The organism is Rubripirellula amarantea (assembly GCF_007859865.1).
GTDB lineage: Bacteria > Planctomycetota > Planctomycetia > Pirellulales > Pirellulaceae > Rubripirellula > Rubripirellula amarantea.
The window spans coordinates 226,825-244,771 of the sequence record NZ_SJPI01000002.1; the positions used below are offsets into that span (position 1 = coordinate 226,825).

Consider the following 17,947-nt stretch of genomic DNA (forward strand, 5'->3'; position numbering starts at 1 on the left):
CAGCTAAACGCCTCCGGAACCGATGGGTCGCGTAGGAATGGGAGGCCAAATCAACCAATGAAGAGGCCTCCACTACTGACAACAGTTTATTCACAAATGCGGGGCCGTCAAAGGGGACATTCTTCCCTCATAACCCTCACAAGCCTAACCGCGGCGGATTTCACTTCCTTTGAAGCGGATGCCGATTCGGTAGACTTTTTTCTGCTGGTAGTTGATCTCGCCGGTTTCTAGATCAAACCGAAGCGGGACACTGTGGCGGGTGATATCAATGCTGGCGTGAAATCCCCGCTCGGAAAAGACGTCAATCAGCATCGCCAAAGCATGCGTTTCTTCCCAAATCGGGTCTTCCGAGTTGATGATCGCTCGCCCGGAAATCGCGTGTCGGACGATGATCGGCATCATCTTTTCTTCGATGATGCGTACCACTTCGTGAAAGACGCGCGGTTGTTCAATCTCATATTCGTCGAGTCGCTTGACCAAGTCGCGACGCGCGTGCGAAATGATCTCACTCGCCAACGGAATCTTTCGCAACGTATGAAAGGTCTTGGGGTCAAGTTCGAGTGAACTTTGGTATTCGAGTTCGCTAAGGATGTTTTCACGAACAACTTCAAGTGAAGCTTGAGCGTTGATGAAGTGGTAGTGAAAGATCTGTTTCAAAGATACCAACGCATCGTACGTTCGTTCTTTGAAGACGCGATAACGGTTGCGGGCAAGTTCTTCGTTGAAATCCGTCGGGCGTTCTTCCCACGCCGTTGCGGTTGCATCGTTTTCAACCGTTTCGTTGTGAGCGATGGTTTGGCGTCCGCGTCGCAATTGACGAGCAACCGATTCGGCTTCGTCGACGAACAGCACCATGATGTGGAAAACGGGCTGACGAAAATGAACCAGGTCACCCGAGTCGGCAAATTCGCGACGCAGACCGATCATGGCATCGTAAAGTAGTTTCAAGCACTCCACTTGCACCTTGGTGCGAGGGAAGCCGTCCAAGATTGCGCCATCTTGGTATTCTGGTTCGAGTAATTTTTCAAACAGCAAGCCAACCACTTCGCGGTCACCGACCATTCCGCCCTTGGCTTTGATCATTCGAGCTTCGGGAGTATCCAAAAGCGAACTGACCACGATCGGCGGCGCGCTAATGTCACGTACTTCGCGAATGAAGTCGGTGTTGGTTCCTTTGCCGGCACCCGGAGCACCACCTAGAAGAATCAACTCCTTGGGAAACCGCATGTTCTCGCGGCCACGCTCGTCTTCAATCTTCTTCCAGACGGAATTGAAGATCAGTTGCGCGTCTTTGACTTCAAGGTCGACCGGTGCAGAAGGTTTGTTGATGGAATCGGGCATAGCGGTTAATCGAAGTTCAATTCGTCGAGAACGTTCAAGGATAGCGGCGGCGGCAAGGCGACGGGTGAATGGTCAGTGGGTGTATAAGCGATAGGACAGTGACAACGCGTGCGAGCCGTTTTGCGACGGCTTGCAGGATGAATTGAGCGATCCGAAAACGACCGCCGGGGGGCATCATTCGGGTCTAGTGAATGACCGGGCACACGTCGAACCATTCGCGTTTCTGGTCAGCCATCCATTTGGTGGATTCCATTGGCCCCCACATTCCCGTTTCGTAGCTGTAAAGCGGCGGAGCAGCCGGGCTATTCCAGGCTGCCAGGATCGGGTCAACGATGCCCCATGCTAATTCAACTTCGTCCGAACGCGCAAACAAACTCGCATCCCCCTGAATCGCGTCTAGCAGCAACCTTTGGTAGGCGTCCGGCATGGAGCCGCCGATCGACTTTTGGAAGTTGAAATCAAGCGTGCTGGTTCGCGTCTTCATTTCAGAATCAGGAACCTTTGTCTCAAAGTGCAATTGGATCCCCTCGGCAGGCTGGACTTGAATGACCAGTCGGTTGCCGAGCGGAGTTCGCGTTTTTTCACCAAACAAAATGTGCGGCACGTTCTTGAATTGAATCACGATCTGAGTCGTGCGACAGGACATGCCTTTGCCGCTTCTGAGGTAGAACGGCACATCCTTCCAGCGCCAATTGTCGCAGTACAGTTTCAGGGCCGCGAACGTCGCCGTCTGTGATCCTCGCGGCACGCCTTCTTCTTTAAGGTAGCCGTCGTATTGTCCGCGGAACGTGTTCGCAGCAAAGTCGCCGCCACTCATCGCGCGAACGCTATGTAGAACCTTCACCTTTTCATCGCGGACCAACGCCGAATCATATCGGGCTGGCGGTTCCATCGCCGTGATCATCATCAATTGCAAGATGTGATTCTGGAACATGTCTCGTAAGATACCCGACGTATCGTAGTATCCTGCTCGGCGACCAATCACCACTTCTTCGGCGACTGTGATTTGCACATGGTCGACATAGTTGCGGTTCCAAATCGGTTCAAAGATGCTGTTGGCAAAACGAAGTGCAAAGATGTTTTGCACGGTTTCTTTGCCCAAGTAGTGATCGATGCGATAAATCTGATCTTCGCGAAACACACCGTGAATTGATTTGTTCAGCGCTTGAGCGGTCGAGAGATCGGTGCCGAAAGGCTTCTCGATGATCACACGGCGATAGCCCTCGGTATCATCCGACAATCCCGCGGTACCGAGTTGTTTGATGGCGGCTTCGTACAACTGGGGCATTGTTGAGAGGTAATACACTCGCCCGCATGTGTGTTCCGGCTCGATGGATTCGAGGAACGTTTTAAGCGAGTGGAAGTCTTCGATGGCACCAATGTCACCGGGGTGGTAGTAAACATTGTCGCTGAACTCGTTCCAAAGCTCAGTCGTGAAGGTGTCGCCCGCGAACTTGGCCGTCGATTCTTTAAGTGAATCACGCCACTCTTCGTGTTTAAACTTGCTGCGCGAGACCCCTACAATTCGCGAATCTTTCGGCAGCCGCCCTTTGGCATAAAGATTGAAAAGAGCGGGGATGAGCTTGCGACTGGTGAGGTCACCAGAAGCACCAAAGATGACAATCGTGTCAGACATGGGACGCTGTACGTTGCAGGGAACAGACCGTGGGTTTCAGAAACAGCCCACAGGGTACAGGTTTCGGGTTAAAGCGAACAGCCAGACCTTGATCGAGCCACGTCCCCCCGCTTCGCCGCTGATGGAAACCGACGCGGTGCATTAGCCCACGAAAGACCATTCGCCCAGCGCCGTCGCTTCGTATCGAATCCAAAAATAAGCGATGACCGACCCGCAAACGTGTCTCAACGGAACCGGACGCATCACTGCGTCACGAACCAGCCAAAAGCGTTGGCTAGGGAGTTCGTCGGATATCACCTTTTTGGAGTCGAACGCTCCATTTTTTAAGTCCTTGCACGCGCCTTGCTGCGGTGGGTTCTTCGGGACGAAAATAGAGCGTCGTGCCGGTAATTTCGTGTAGGTTTTCGAGTGAAAGTACGCGAACGGCTGTGGAATCCGAATCGAGCATCGTGACGAGTTCTTCGTCGCTGCCGGCTTCCAGTTGATCGTTCGAAAATCCGACCAGCATTCGGAACAACGAATCTACATTGGCAGCGTCCATCTTCGCGATTGCGTCACGAACCAACATCGCCGAATCGGGACCCCGATCGACTGCCGCGACCAATGCCCGGTAATGGTCAGGCCAAAATTGTCGTTGCTTCGTATCGCTCAGGACGCCATCGCCGCCAAAGAACACGTCCGCGTATCCCAACGACAACAACGTTTGTGATGCTAGGGCGCCGACTTCTGCTCGACGGAAAAAGCGAGCCTCACGAAGAGAACGCTCAATCGGTTCGTTCTTGGCGATAAGCTCCAACAGCGATTCTTTTGCTTTGACGTCGAGAGGCGATTCTTCGGGTGCCTCGACCCAAGTCGGCGTAGATTCGATCACCGTTACTTCGCCTTCAGCTTGCCCGTCTTTGATCCACTGCTCCCCTGCGATCAACCTTGATTCCATGCCGTTCACCTTCAACGTCAGTTCGCCTTGGACGCAAACGATGTTCACCAGTTCGCTGAAGTTCTCGGGGACGAACGGATCCAAGCCAGCGGTGCGAACCCGATGCACGCTCATCGCCGCGATGGATTCTTTATCATCGAATAGAACCTCCATCGCCGTCGCACCTAGCATCACGGGTACAAGCAACTTCTTTTGCTTCGACGTTATGACCACTCGCCCAAAGCTGACTTCCAGTCCGTAGTCGGTTTTTTCGTCGGCGGCAACGGCTTCGCTCGGCGGTGTCAGTGGTAGCCATCGAGTCCCGGTCGGTCCAACCAGTGTGACTTCGGATTCGATGGGTGGTTCATCCTCGTCGCCAACGTCCGCGGTCGCCGACTTGCTCATCGTGGCCCGGAAATTGGGTGCGCATACCACTGGTGCTTCAGAAATGACGTCTGCGTTCTTACCTAGCCTTAGCCAATTTCCGTTCCGGGTTAGCAGCGAAACGATCGTGTCAGCGCCATGCATGGTCGCAACCGCAGGACCAACTGCTGCAACGGGCGGTTTGGTCAACTCATCCGACGTGGGCGGAAGATCGGCGACACCGGTGTCCGCCGGTGCATCTGGATCAGCCATGGGTTCCGCTAAGTTGCCAGCGGGAGATCCAGCGTCCACCGTAGGACTCGGCATAGGCTCGGTCATCTCCGTGGTCGGGGACGGCGACTCAGATGCAGGTTCTGGTATGTCAGACGCAGACCCATCCGGCGCAGGCATTTCAGCTGCCGGGACCTCGGATGCTGAGATTCCGGGTGCAGGAGCGGGAACGGGTTCGGGAACCGGCATTGGCATCGCAAGGTCTTCGCTTGCCAACGGTCGGGCGGGCGAGCCATCGGCGTTCATGGCAACTGAGTTGTTCGCCGGATCGGCAGCAGGTTGAGGCGGTGGAAGAAACTCACCGTCATCAATAGTTGCGTCGTTCGTACCACCCGCCATCAGGTCGCCGACGGGAATGTCACCTGGGGAGATCGCATCGTCGGACGCGTCCACATTTCCTCCGGTGCCGCGGTCGGTTTCGCCGGGCGGAGTCTCTATGACCACGATGTCGTCCATCGAGTTGACCGCAGCCATTTCCGAATCACCTCGTTTGGACAGCAAGGGCGAGAAGCTTTGCACGATCGCAAATAGCAAGGCCGCGACCAACCCCAATGAAACGAGCCAAGGCGTGATTCGTGACGGACGGATGGATCCACCGTAAATGCTGTCCTTCCTGGACTTAGCGCTCGATCCCTCCTTCGATGAAGAGCCAGGAAACTTGGTGACTGATTCAGCATCCATGACGCCCGCTTCTCGCAACCGAGTCGGTGCGTCGGAGACACCTGAATCCGTCGGGCCGACGGGCACCACTGGACCGCGAGCGTGCGTGAGTGGGGAATCCATCGTTGGCATTTCGCTAAGGGCGAGGTCATCCGTCGCCTGCGAAGCTGGCGGACGGCCATGAAAGACACCGCTTTCAAGCTCAGGATGCCCGGAAGGAGGGTCATCGATCGTCAGCGAAGAATACTGCTCACTCGAAGCCGCAATTCTCTCAATTTCCGAATCTGGCAGTTCGTAGATTCTCGCCCTCAAGCTCGCTGGCACCTGCGCTGGCTCACCAAGCACCATGGTCAAGATTTGGTGGCATGCCGCTGCCTCGGCCAAATTAACTTCCGATTCCAAGCAAGCACGCTCAATCTCAGCAACCTGTTCTCGCGGCAATGTGCTGTCGAGGTACTCACCGATCACGTTCGCGTCCTGAATCGGCCCCACCGCGTCTGGGGGAACCGCAGTGATGGCTGGGTTGACCAGCGTCATGCGGATCTTTTGCACAAGCTGCGTCGCAAAGCCACTTTCAGTAAGTTTGAGCCGCAGGAGTTCCGCATCGCGGGGCTCAAGCGTATTGTCCAGATAGGCCAGCAAGGTTCGTAGAGTAAGTCGCATCAGGTCACCAGCAAATAATGAGGGGGTTACCTGATTAGTGACCTGCCGACCGTCAGTCCGTGCAAAAAAATAGTCTCGAGACGAAAAATAGTAGAAATCGGGCTTTCTGTGCGATTGTTCGCCGTCGATCGAGGACGTCAGCCTTTGCGTCCTGCCGCTGGCTATCTGTCCGAGCTATCCGTCCCAGCGTTGCATGATCGAATTGTCGACGTCGAGTTGGTCCAGGATTCTCGAAACCACGAAATCAACTAAGTCATCGAGCGATTCGACGCCGTGGTACCACCCTGGCATCGCTGGAAGCAGTACTGCGCCGGTCTGGGCGAGCCGGTGCATGTTCTCGATCTGCAGAACGCTCATCGGAGTTTCGCGAGGCACCAAGATCAGCTTGCGGTGTTCCTTCAGGTGCACTTCGGCAGCCCGTTGAACTAAGTTCGACGCAGCTGACCGAGCGATCCCGCTAAGCGTGCTGCCGCTGCAGGGACACACCACCATTGCCCGTGTGCGAAACGAGCCGCTAGCGATCGGCGTCATGTAGTCGTCGTGAGCGTGAAAGCGGACGCGCTCGGAAATGTGGGCCACGGAATCCGCTGCGCATTGTTTGATCGCATCCGATGTTGTCCATGGCGAAACATATCCGATCAACGCATTGAGGTCGGGTTGGCGGATGTTAAGCGTTAGCCCCAGTTCTTGTTTGATAACCGCCGCGCCGCTGGGGCTGATCGTGATGTGAATCTCATGCTGCGTTTGGCAAAGAAGTTGCAAAAGACGTACGGCGTAAACGGCGCCGCTGGCACCGGTGATGGCAACAACAATCGGTTCGTGATCATTCATCCGATGCACGGCCCGGTTTGGTGCCTTCGTAGATCGTCGCCACGCCGAAGGTCAGCGGAGTAAACTTCACGTTGGTTAACCCTGCCATCGTCATCCGATCGGCCAGCTCTTTTCCGTCCTGGAACAAACCGACGGACTTGGGCAGGTACTCGTAGGCGGACTTATCATTGCGAGCCATCATCTGTCCCACTCGCGGAAGGATGCTGGTGAAATAGAACCCGTACAATTGTCTGAGCCCGATCAGCGTAGGGCGAGAAAACTCCAGCACCATCACTTGCCCGCCCGGTGCGCACACGCGAGTCATTTCGCGTAACCCTTGGTCGGTATCGGCAACGTTCCGAAGTCCAAACGCGACGGTGACACAGCCGAACTTATCGCTGGGAAACGGCAACGCCTGGGAATCAGCCTCGATGAACTCGACTTCATTGGTCGGGTCGTCGGGCTTCCGTTTTGTGCGAGCGATTTCAAGCATCGCGTCGCAAAAGTCGCTGCCAACAACCTCGATCCCCGGGCCCGCCTTGCGAGCCATCGCGAGAGCTAGGTCGCCGGTGCCCGTGCAAACGTCGAGCAATGGTTTGCCTGGAATCAATCGCAACCGTTTGATGGCCTGAGATCGCCAGTACTTATCGATATTCAGCGACAGCAGGTGATTCATCAAATCGTAGCGGGGAGCGATTTGACGAAACATCTCTTGAACCCGCGAGTTGCTTTTATCAAGCGTCGTTTCGGGAGCAGGCGCAGCCGGCGAGGTCGCGGAAGTGGAGGTCATGGCGGTCAAACGAGAATGAAAAGGGGATGGTTAGTCATATAGTAGCCGGTGAGGAAGGGCCATCCTTAACCGCGACGCAGAATCACTTGGATTCGATGCAGGATCCTGCGAATGAATTCACCCGACTTTGCCGGCGAAGGTTTCCCGATGGGCGCCAAAATTCGCAGCGGCATTTTGGATTCGAAACGGTCGTTGCGGTTGAGCAACTCGGAACCAACGAAGCTCGCCAAACGCCGACTGAAATGCTCGGGCGGTCCCGTGCGGTGGGTTTGCGTAGCTCGCATGCCACGCCGTCGAGCGGCACTGCGACTTCGATGGAGACGTTCCAAATGCGCAAAGTACAGTTCGGAAGCAGCGAAACCGGCCAGCAGGCCAAGCAGTGAAAACGTCAGCTCCAGCTCGCTTTGCCGCAAATCATCGTTAACGAAGAACTGCGGCAAGAAATCACCGAAGGCGAAGGCCAGAATCATCACACACGTGGTGGTGCAAACGCGGACCATGGATCTGCCTTGGAATGAAACGAAGGTTTCGGAAACGGCGCCGTTATCCTGAACCCCAACTTCCTTGATAGCGACACGCGCGGAGCACGGTGTCGCTAGGGATCATTCTAAGCGAATGTATTCGTGTAGCCTTGGCACGACTCTTCGGCAAAACAGCAACGTACCAAGGCGGTTTCCGAACAATGCCTTAGGTGGTTGCGGTTTTTTCGCCTCGACCCACCAACCACAACAGGATTGGGCTGGCAACAAAGATCGAACTGTACGTTCCGACCATGACGCCAACGACCAATGCAAACGCAAATGCGTGGATGCCGTCACCACCGAACCAGTATAGCAGCAGGACCACGATCAATGTCGTCAACGACGTCAGCAACGTTCGGCTAAGCGTTTGGTTGATACTTTGGTTCACCATGTCGCCGGTTAGCCGCGGTGCCTTCCCCTTGGTCTCGCGAATACGGTCGAAGACCACGATAGTATCGTTCAGTGAGTATCCGATGATCGTCAACAAGGCCGCGACCACAGTCAGCGAGATTTTGAATGGATCGATCAACAAGATTCCAAGTGCATCGGCAAGCCAGTAGCTAACCGCAATCGCACCGAGCGTGATCAACACGTCGTGAAGCAGGGCTGCAACAGCAGCAAGGCCATAGATCACTCGTTGGAAGCGGAACCAGATGTAACCGATGATGCAAAGCAGGCTGGCGAACAGAGCACCAAATGCTCTTTGGATCATGTCGCCGGCAACTTGCGATCCAACACTACTGCTGCTGATCCAAACCGGTTCGGTATCAAGATCATTTTGGAACGTGCTGAACACCTTATCGGCTTCGGCAGCCTTGATCGGCATTGCCACTCGCCAGCGACCAAACGTCAGCGACGAACCTTCGCTCCATTCCGACGCATTGTCGCCCAACGGAGTGAGCTCGATGGATCGCTCGGACAGTTCGACACCCGCCGCTTTGGCGGATGCGAGTAAGGCTTCGACTAGCGTTTCGGCCTTCATTTGTCCGCCGGTTGGGTCGCCATCGATGCCCAGTTCAATCACGGCGGTGGAGGTCACCGTTGCACCGGAGAAAGCCGATGGCGAAACCGCAGGGACATCGTCCGCAATCGCAGCCTCGTCTTGCATCAATGCGGTCAGCATGACGCCGTTTCGGTTTGACAAGCTGCGGTTGGATGACTGTGCGTCACCGGCGGGCGAGATCTTGACGTCGTAAGTGATTAGTTTGACGCCGGAGCCATCGGCAAACGCCTTTTCCACAGCGTTCTTAAGATCGTCGACTCGTGTGAACGACGAATCAACCTTGTAGACCGTTCCGGCCTCGGCTTCTTCCATCGACACGCCGTTGACCGTGTAAGGAACTGCTTGTCCGTCTTCGGCCAACATGGTGGTTTTGACGATCTCGCGGACCGTATCGGTTTCGGTTGATCCGTTGAGTCGGAATTGAACTGACGATCCACCGGCGAAGTCGATGTCCAGAATGCTTCGTCCGCGAGCGAACAACGATGCAACACCGATCGCCACCAAGATAGCCGACACAAACAGCATCAACTTGCCCTTGCCCACGAAGTCCAAGCCAGCGTCACCGGCAATGCTGTGGCGAAGCGAGTTGACACTGTCGGACATCGAAAGCGAAAGGAAGCCGTGGCGTTCAGCCAAGTCGAAGAAGGTTCGCGAAACGTAGATGGCGGTAAACATCGAGAACAGGATGCCCAAGATCAACGTGACGGCAAAGCCGCGAATTTGGTCAGTACCGATGGCGTACAAAACGATCGCCGTGATCAGCGTCGTCAAGTTGGCATCGATGATCGTCACCGTAGCTTTGGCGAAACCATTGCGGATTGCCATTCGCGAAGCGGCACCTTTTTTCAGTTCCTCGCGGATCCGTTCAAAGATCAGAACGTTCGCATCAACCGACATACCCACGGTCAACACCAAACCGGCAAGTCCGGGCAACGTGAGCGGTTGGTTGATCAGCACCATCGTGGCCAAAATCATCGCCAAGTTCATGATCAGGGCGATGCAAGCGACCACGCCCGCGAAACGGTAATAGAACAAGATAAAGACGAGCACCAGCATCAGCGACACGGAAATCGCCCAGACGCCCTTGTTGATGGTGTCAGCCCCCAGGGTCGGGTCAATTTGGTTCTCGGCGATCGGCTGAGGCGTCAACGCGGCTGGCAATTGACCTGCCTTCAGGATCTTGACCAAGTCTTCGACTTCTTCACGAGTGAAGCGACCGGTGATGCGTCCTTCTTTACGAATCGCTTGCAGAATGTTCGGCGCCGAAAGCAGTTTGTCGTCAAGCACGATGCCGAGTTGGCGTTGGCGACTGCCTTGGGGAGCGTTCTCGCTCGTCAACGCAAAGAAGCGGTTGGATCCCGAGTCCGTCAAATTGAATGCGACGGCGGGAGCACCTTGTTGGTCGAAAGTACTCGCAGCGAACGCCAAGTCTTCCCCGGTGATATTAAGCAGCGGATCGACGATCATCAGGACCTCGAGAGCGCTGAATTTCTGGTCGTCGATCCATCGGCCAATTGCCAATTCCGGATCCGAGTTCATGCGAACGTTTTCCGGAAGGGAGATCAGTTCGCCGGTGTCTGGATTTCTCAGAACCGATCCCGCAACATTGACTCGCAAACGACCTTTCACGCCATTGTCGACTTCGCGATCGACTTCCACCCACAAACCGTAGGGACCGTTGTCGCCGTCTTCGCGGACGGTGGGAGCCAAGCGAACGCTACGCTCGGGCGATTGAGAATGCTCGGCGGCTGTGGTGATGATGCCTTGATGGTCGGCTTGATTGGCGACGATCGCGAAACGCAGGATACCCGCAGTTTCGATCGCGCCCTTGATGCGATCCACTTCGGATTGTTCGACGGCGGGAACGATAATTTCGATTTGAGTTTCGCCGTAAGGGCGAATCACGATTTCTTGGGTTCCCGATGGATTGATTCGACGACCCAAGGGTTCCACGAGGTCTTCGGACTTGACCGTTTCGTCAGAGTTCTCGTTCAGGGTTTCCAGTTTTTCCGGGTCCATTTCGTAGACCAAGATGGTTCCGCCGCTAAGGTCGACGCCGAGACCGGGAAGCTTGTTGATTAGCACGACCGAGCTGGCAATCATCGCCAACAAGACCCATCCAAAACGGTTGCCCGAGTTGGGCATCTTCAAAGACTTGGCAAGAAAGCCGCCGATGACGAAAGGCACGATCAGAACCGCCAAGGCGATTGCCACAAACAGGTACTGTTTACCCGAGATTCCTTCCGCTACGGCACCTGCTTGGGTTTGGGCCAGCAGTGAGGAGGCGGCAAATGGGACCGCCGAAGTGACGACGTCCAGGGAAGGCGTGGTGAAAAGGGAACAGTCCATCGGAATTTTCGTGCTATCGAGGGGAAGGTGTTTCGTAAGTTCCGCAGGTCGCATCCGGCGATGGCGGAAATAACTTTGAAAAGTTGTGCTGGTAGCTTGGAAAGTGTTTCGTGTTTCGTTGGCCGGTCTTGTTCAATGCACCTAGGTGGTGGCTTCTTTTTCGTCCTTCGCGTCCTTAGGCGTCACAATCTGGCCGATCGCCGAGCGATTGACTCGGATGCGAGCGTTGCCACTTTCGTCAACTTTGAGGGTGACAATGCCATCGCTTTCGGAGATTGCCGCGACCACACCATGGATGCCACCGATGGTGACAACACGGTCGTTCTTCTTCAGTGACGCCATCATCTTGGCTTCTTCCGCTTTTTTGCGACGTTCCGGAGCGATCACAATGAAGTAGAAAAGGAAAAAGAAACCCGCGACAAGCGTCAGCGGCGACAGAAAGCTAGGGCCTGGCTCGGCGGCAGGGGCCTGGGCAAATAGCGCAGCAGAGCCTTGGGCGACCAGTTGGACGGAGGTCCAAGCGTCTGATCGGCCAGAAAAACTAGCAATGGATTCGGTAACTAAAGGGGTCACGCGGGTCGGATGCCTGACGCGAAAAGCGACGAGAGTACTGAAAAATGCCAGCAAGAGGGGCTAAAAGTAGCCGCTGGCCAGTGCGGCATGATATGGATGTGGAAAAAAGGTCACAAGGGCAGAGTCGGGATCAGGCAACAGGAATTAGCTATCAGGGGCCGGGACTAGGCAATAGGGGACAGGTAACAGGCGTCAAGTTTCTGGTTTGAGGTTTCAAGTTTCAGTTTTCAGGGAACAGCTCATCGGTTTCAGTGAGCCAATCGTCGTTTCGGTCTGATAGTCGACCGCGAGCCCCTGATCCCAATCTTCGATCTACGAGCTCCTGGTTCCAAGCTCCTGGTTCCAAGCTCCTGATTCCGAGCACCTGATTTCATGCACCTGACTTGAAACGTCTTGGCTCTTCGTTCTTGGCCCCTACTTTCGCCCTTTCGTCAAAGTCGGCGCAATCTGTACTTTCGGCTCAAGCCACATCTTCGGAACCGCCGATGGTGGAGACAGCGGGAAAATTTCTCGTGCCCAATACATCATTTGCCTCCCCCGAACAACTGACGACAGGAATCTGGTCCCATGCGAAAGACCTTCCTCTCCCTGCTGACTACCGCGACCGTCTTTTTGACGGGGGCCGGATACGCACAAGCCGAAATTGCTTGGGAAAGCAGCCTACGAAAGGCTCACGATAAAGCGTCCAGCGAAGGAAAGCTTCTTCTGCTGCACTTCACTCGCGACAATTGCGTTTATTGCGACAAGTTAGAGGAGGGAGCTTTCAAGACGGATACCGTCTCTCAAGCCGTCGCCGCCAACTTCGTTCCAATGAAGGTCAATGTCAGCGACAGTGCTGGCAATAAGAAACTCGGCGAGATGTTCAAAGTGGACCGCTTTCCCATGGATGTCGTCGTGACAACGGACGGAAAGGCTCTCGTTCACACGATTAGCCCTCAAGATCCGAACCAATACGTCGCGATGCTCGCTAAAACATTGCCGACTCAGGCACCGGTTCAGCAATCAGCGCCACAAACTCAGATTGCCAAGGCTCCAGCTCCCCAATACACAGCACCCCAGCAAACATCACCTCAAACGGCACCCGCTGGTCCTACTGGTGGCGATACTTGGGCACTTCCCAATCCAACCGCCGGCGCAGGTGTTGCCGCATCGACGGTCAGCAGTCGCAGCAACGGAATGTCGCTTTCGATGCCTTCCCAGGCTCCGGCATCGGCTTCCATCGCACCTCCAGTCGCCGCCGCCACCAAGGCACCAAGCCAAAAGGTCAGCCGCAGCAGCAAGTCACCTGAATTGGCCATGGATGGTTACTGTCCTGTGACGGTCGTGAACGAATCGCGATGGGTGGAAGGCAAGCCAGACTTCGGTGTCATTCACCTGGGCAAGCTGTACCTCTTCGACAGCAAGCAGGCGATGGCGACCTTCTTGATTGATCCCATCCCTTACACTCCGGTCTTGAACGAAATCGACGTCGTGCGTTTCTTCGAGGAACGGAAGATCGTGAAGGGTAAGCGAGAATTCGCGATGCAAGATCCAGTCAACAAGCGAATGTTCTTCTTTGCCGATGAAGACGCGATGATTCACTTCGAAAACGAGTGGGGCCGCTACGTCGGTGCCGCGATTCAAGTGATGGACAAGGCCGTTAAGGAATCCAATCCAGGTTCCTGATCAAAGCGGTCAGCACTTATGCCGGTCAACATCTGGGCCGGTCAGAATCTGGGCCGGTCAGGATATGGGCCGGTCAGGATATGGGCCGGTCAGAATTAGGCAGAGCCGATCAACGAGCGGCCGCTGCGGTAAGCGGCCGAGGCTCTTCAGCGGTCTCTTTAGCGACTGAGTCTTTCTAGCGACCAGTTGTCCAGCAACAAATTTTCCAGCAACGGGCGTGGAGGCGACTAAATCGCTTTCAGCCCGTTTTGCAATTCCAGAACTTCACCAATCCAAGTGCTGTGGTGTATCTCGCCAGCATCTTGCCATCGCATTCGCATCGCCGACGAAGTCTTCAGCACGCGATCGATTCCCGCGATGGCGGCTGGAACCAGTGCTTTGAGTTCATCAGCTAGGTTCTCGTGATTCTCGATCCACGATAATGCTTGCTCAGGCATCTTTTCACGCGGCTCGGCGAGAACACCGTGAATTAGTTCCGACGTGCCCAGGACTCCGACGCAGGCCACGAAGTTCAATGCATCCTGGTCAGACAAGTCCAGGCAGTGCGTGAAGAATGAGATAGGATCGGAATCTTCAAGGTCCTCCAACCAATCGCAGGCGAAATCGTCTTCAAAGGTGCGTGGGCCCCAAGTGCTCATCGTCGTCTCAAAAATGCGGCCTAGGCGTCTCGCCTATGAAAAAGTTTGGCTAGATACCGAGCGATTCGCCCAGGCTTTGCTGTGGTCAGCTTATTTGCCGTTCCACCACCAACCATCGTTGCGAGCGGCCAATGCTGCGGAAGCTTCGGTCGCGACTTCGGGAGCAACGACTTGCTTTTCGACGACTTCGAATGCATTGATATCGACACCACCCGAAGCGGTGACGACCCAGCCCTTGCGGCCGCGAATGAAGCTGCATTGCGGTGAAACGCTGCGAGGAACGTCGTAAGCAGCTAGTTCAATCGATCCTTCCAAGACCGACAGGTCCAAGCCGGCTTTGCGAGCGAGTCCTTCTTGACGAATCAGGGTGGCCAACACGGTCACGTCCATCACGTTCTGCAGGTCAGAGAAGATCGGCATCGCGGAAATCAATTCAGGAAGGCTGGCGTTCATCTTGTCGGCCCAGGCCTGAGCTACCTTGTCGGTCTTGCCCGCACCTTTCACGCTGCCATCTGCGTTTACCAAGTCTTGCTCGGTGAGAGTTTTGACGCGGTTGCCAGCGATTTTCCAAGCCATAGCGTCTTCGGTTTTGGCCAGTTCGGTATAGTCGCAAGCCATCCACCAACGTGGGTTTTGACCGGGGCCATGAGCGCTATTGCGGCTCATTTCAAGGTAGCTGGGAAGTTGAGCAATCGGGGAATCAACCAAACCCATTGCGACACGCTTCATTTCGAAGTCGGCCGCAACCATGGTGCGAGCGTAGCGTGAATCCAATGGCACGCCGGTAAGGTGGATCATTTGCGGGCCATAAGCCTCCTTCATCGACGCTTCCAAGCCCACGGGGTTTTCGCCGGGACGAAGCTTCACTTTGCGAAGCATGGTTTGCAATCGTCGGCGTCCCTCGGCGGTTGGTTCGATCGAGCAACTGATCGGCTCATTCGCAGCCCGTTCGACTCCACCGATTGCGACCGCAAGATCGGCCAAACGCATCACTGAGCCACCGGTGATTGAGCCCACAACGTGTCCGTCGTCACGAAGCTTCCATGGTTCAGCCGGACCGGCGATCACGATGTCTGAGTTTTCAGCGTCAACGAACACATAGTCAATTTGTTGCAATCCGGCCAAGTATTCGACTTCGGCAGGGATGGGGTTGCCCGATTGTTTGGCTTCGACGATCGCTTGTTGCAATCCTTTTAGCGAAACCATTCGCAGCGATGCTTCGTTGGCCAAGTCGCCTTGGACCTGTTTGGTGTGTTGGCGAAGCATTTCGGCGAGTTCACGTTTTTCGTCAATCGTGGCATCTCGCACAATGCCCGCCGCGTCAACCATCACGCCCCCAACACTGTTCTGGTTGCCCAGACCACCGATCAAGCCGGCGTGCAAGGACGCTGCCAGCGCTATCACGCCAAGGGAACCCAAGCTCACACGCTTTGTCAGGGTGATGAGTCGATTTGGCTGAGCGTGCCACTTTAGCAGTGCAGAAAAATCCATCGTGTGGATCTCCGGGGGCAGGTTGTTCGAGAGCGAAGGGTGACCATGATAAGATGAGAGCTGTCCGCAAAAAACAGCATTCCCATGTTCGTTAGGATAGTTGCAGGCCTGCTTGGCGGCAACGTAGAACGGAATTTATTCCGATGGATGGTCGGCTTTTGATCGGTGGAATGATCGCATTTTGACGATTCTTTCCCCTGTCTTGCCGCAGCATATTTCACGCTTCTCCTCTTAACACACCAATTCCTTTTGTCTTCATCCGCCTACCTTGTGCTTCGATCCGCCGGCCGCTGGAGTGACGTGTTCCGGCTTTCGCCACCCGCCCAGGCGATTCTGGGCCGGTCTTCGCAAAGCCAAATCGTGCTCCGAAGTGAGCGAGCCAGTCGCCAGCATGCTCGGATTTATTGGCATCCCGGCGATCGCGATGGGGATGGGGCCGGCTGGATGATCGAAGATCTCGGCAGCCGCAATGGGACCTTCGTCGATGGAACCCAGATCACCGCGCCGACATTGTTGACCGATCCGGTGGAAATCAACGTCGCTGGATTTACCATTCGATTCACTCATCACATCAACGCAGCGCCCGCGAGCGAGAAGTCCGAGGCTCAAGCCACCGACGATCAGCTAACCATGGAGTTCGATCCATCAGCGATCACAGATCGTCGCAGCAAGAGCCGGTATTTGGAAAATGATCCGACGGCATCGCCCGGCAGTGCTTCGGCGGCCAGTGCGGCTGGGTTGTCGAGTCGTCGACTGTTGCAGCTCGCCTTCGCGCTCGCTCGCACCGATTCATTTGAGTCGTTGGTCGAAGAAACGCTCAATGCATTGGATCAACATCTGATACTTGATTCGGCCGGGGTCTACGCTTCGCAAGCTGCTTCCAGCGTGATCGACATGCCGCTTGTTGGTACGCGGCAAAACGGAACGCGTTCTTATCGTCGTCCGCCAGATTCGCTGTTGCAAACCATCGAGGGCGAAAACAGCGAGGCGACGTTGGCACGGAACATCCTCGGCGATTCAACGCTGGCGACCGAGAATAGTCGTGGTGTGATTGATGTCGAGAGTCTGATCATTGCACCGGTGCGTGACACCGACGCGATCCTTCGAGGATTTATCCACGTCACTACCACTGGCGGGCAAGATCCCTTGTCGAGTGAGGACCTTGAATTTGTGGTCGCCGCAGCGCAAATCCTGGCTGAGTCGATCCGTTCACTCGGACAGCAAGTTCAACTGTCACGTTCGCTTGATCGCAGTCGCAAGCAGGTGGAGCTGTTGCAGCGTCAGGTCAGCGACAAGGTCCGCTTGGTTGGACGTTCGAAGCTAATCCGCAGCGTGATCGACAAAATTGGCCTCGCCGCACCGACGAACACCACAATCTTGGTTCGAGGTGAATCGGGAGTTGGGAAAGAATTGGTGGCTGCGGCGCTGCATCATGCGAGCACGCGACGTGATGGACCATTGGTGTGTTTGAACTGTGCCGCGCTATCGCCAACACTACTCGAAAGTGAATTGTTTGGTCATGAAAAAGGTGCGTTCACAGGAGCTACTGATCAAAAGGCGGGCAAGTTCGAAACCGCCGATACCGGAACTCTGATGCTTGACGAAATTGGCGAGATGAGCGCCGAGGTGCAGGCAAAGTTCCTTCGAGTCCTTGAAGGTCATGCCTTCGAACGAGTGGGCGGACACGAATCGATCAAGGTTGACGTGCGAGTGGTCGCCGCGACCAACCGCGATCTTCAGGACATGGTTCGCCAAGGAACTTTCCGGCAAGATTTGTACTATCGGCTGAACGTTGTCGAGATCGTGGTGCCGCCGCTGCGTGAACGAGCGGACGATGCGCTGCTGATCGCTGACTACTTCCTCAACAAATTCAACCTCGAAACTGGCCGCAAGATCGAAGGCTTCACTGCGGCAGCCAAGCGAGCGTTGTTAGATTATTCGTGGCCGGGCAACATTCGTGAGCTGAAGAATGTTGTTGAGCGTGCGGTTGTGCTCAATACGAAAAACGAGATCGATGTTTCCGATCTAGCGTTATCGCAGACGCCGATGCCGAGTGGTCCATCCGCCACATCACTTACGAGCGACGTCAATCTTACGCTCGCCGAACTGGAACGCGCTCACATTGAACGAGTGCTTCGGCATACGGAAGGCAACAAGACTCAGGCGGCCAAGTCGCTTGGTATCGAACGCAGTACGCTCGATCGGAAGTTAAAGCGTTGGTCCGAGTGACGAATCGA

General features: G+C 55.4%; 12 protein-coding genes. 2 read left to right on the plus strand and 10 right to left on the minus strand.

Going from position 1 to position 17,947, the window contains the following annotated elements; translation table 11 throughout:
- Positions 1–144: 144 nt before the first annotated feature.
- The 8 genes from Pla22_RS14365 to yajC all read right to left on the minus strand — a co-directional run bounded on the left by Pla22_RS14365 (position 145) and on the right by yajC (position 11,916).
- Positions 145–1,341, minus strand: coding sequence for a nucleoside monophosphate kinase (locus Pla22_RS14365; RefSeq protein ID WP_146515544.1), 1,197 nt, complete (start codon positions 1,339–1,341; stop codon positions 145–147).
- 184 nt (positions 1,342–1,525) lie between these two features.
- Positions 1,526–2,977 (minus strand): glucose-6-phosphate dehydrogenase, encoded by a 1,452-nt coding sequence (gene zwf, locus Pla22_RS14370; protein WP_146515545.1) that lies wholly within the window; start codon positions 2,975–2,977, stop codon positions 1,526–1,528.
- Between the two features lie 274 nt (positions 2,978–3,251).
- Positions 3,252–5,870: a hypothetical protein gene (locus Pla22_RS14375; protein WP_146515546.1), complete on the minus strand. Its 2,619-nt coding sequence runs from the start codon at positions 5,868–5,870 to the stop codon at positions 3,252–3,254.
- A 174-nt stretch (positions 5,871–6,044) separates the two neighbouring features.
- Entirely contained in the window at positions 6,045–6,701 is a 657-nt protein-coding gene (locus Pla22_RS14380; protein WP_146515547.1) for a UbiX family flavin prenyltransferase, read from the minus strand.
- Complete coding sequence (gene ubiE, locus Pla22_RS14385) at positions 6,694–7,470, minus strand: bifunctional demethylmenaquinone methyltransferase/2-methoxy-6-polyprenyl-1,4-benzoquinol methylase UbiE (protein WP_146515548.1); 777 nt, start codon at positions 7,468–7,470, stop codon at positions 6,694–6,696. Before ubiE ends, Pla22_RS14380 begins: the two co-directional genes overlap by 8 nt.
- Positions 7,471–7,535: 65 nt before the next feature.
- Positions 7,536–7,970 carry a hypothetical protein gene (locus Pla22_RS14390; protein WP_146515549.1) on the minus strand — a complete coding sequence of 145 codons (435 nt, stop codon included), beginning with the start codon at positions 7,968–7,970 and terminating at the stop codon, positions 7,536–7,538.
- 187 nt (positions 7,971–8,157) lie between these two features.
- A complete protein-coding gene (gene secD / locus Pla22_RS14395; RefSeq protein ID WP_146515550.1) occupies positions 8,158–11,343 on the minus strand; it encodes a protein translocase subunit SecD in 3,186 nt (1,061 codons plus the stop codon).
- A 141-nt stretch (positions 11,344–11,484) separates the two neighbouring features.
- On the minus strand, positions 11,485–11,916 hold the full coding sequence (gene yajC, locus Pla22_RS14400) for a preprotein translocase subunit YajC (protein WP_242632066.1): 432 nt from the start codon (positions 11,914–11,916) through the stop codon (positions 11,485–11,487).
- Between the two features lie 567 nt (positions 11,917–12,483).
- Between yajC and Pla22_RS14405 the strand changes: the two genes are divergently transcribed.
- Positions 12,484–13,581, plus strand: a complete 1,098-nt coding sequence (locus tag Pla22_RS14405) for a thioredoxin family protein (RefSeq protein WP_146515551.1) — start codon at positions 12,484–12,486, stop codon at positions 13,579–13,581.
- A 227-nt stretch (positions 13,582–13,808) separates the two neighbouring features.
- On the opposite strand, the gene Pla22_RS14410 is transcribed toward Pla22_RS14405, so the two are convergent.
- The gene (locus tag Pla22_RS14410) at positions 13,809–14,219 is read right to left on the minus strand and encodes a DUF4259 domain-containing protein (RefSeq protein WP_146515552.1); all 411 of its coding nucleotides are present in this window, start codon (positions 14,217–14,219) and stop codon (positions 13,809–13,811) included.
- Between the two features lie 90 nt (positions 14,220–14,309).
- Complete coding sequence (locus tag Pla22_RS14415; protein ID WP_146515553.1) at positions 14,310–15,710, minus strand: DUF1598 domain-containing protein; 1,401 nt, start codon at positions 15,708–15,710, stop codon at positions 14,310–14,312.
- A gap of 249 nt (positions 15,711–15,959) precedes the next feature.
- Between Pla22_RS14415 and Pla22_RS14420 the strand changes: the two genes are divergently transcribed.
- Positions 15,960–17,939 carry a sigma 54-interacting transcriptional regulator gene (locus tag Pla22_RS14420; RefSeq protein WP_146515554.1) on the plus strand — a complete coding sequence of 660 codons (1,980 nt, stop codon included), beginning with the start codon at positions 15,960–15,962 and terminating at the stop codon, positions 17,937–17,939.
- Positions 17,940–17,947 lie beyond the last annotated feature (8 nt).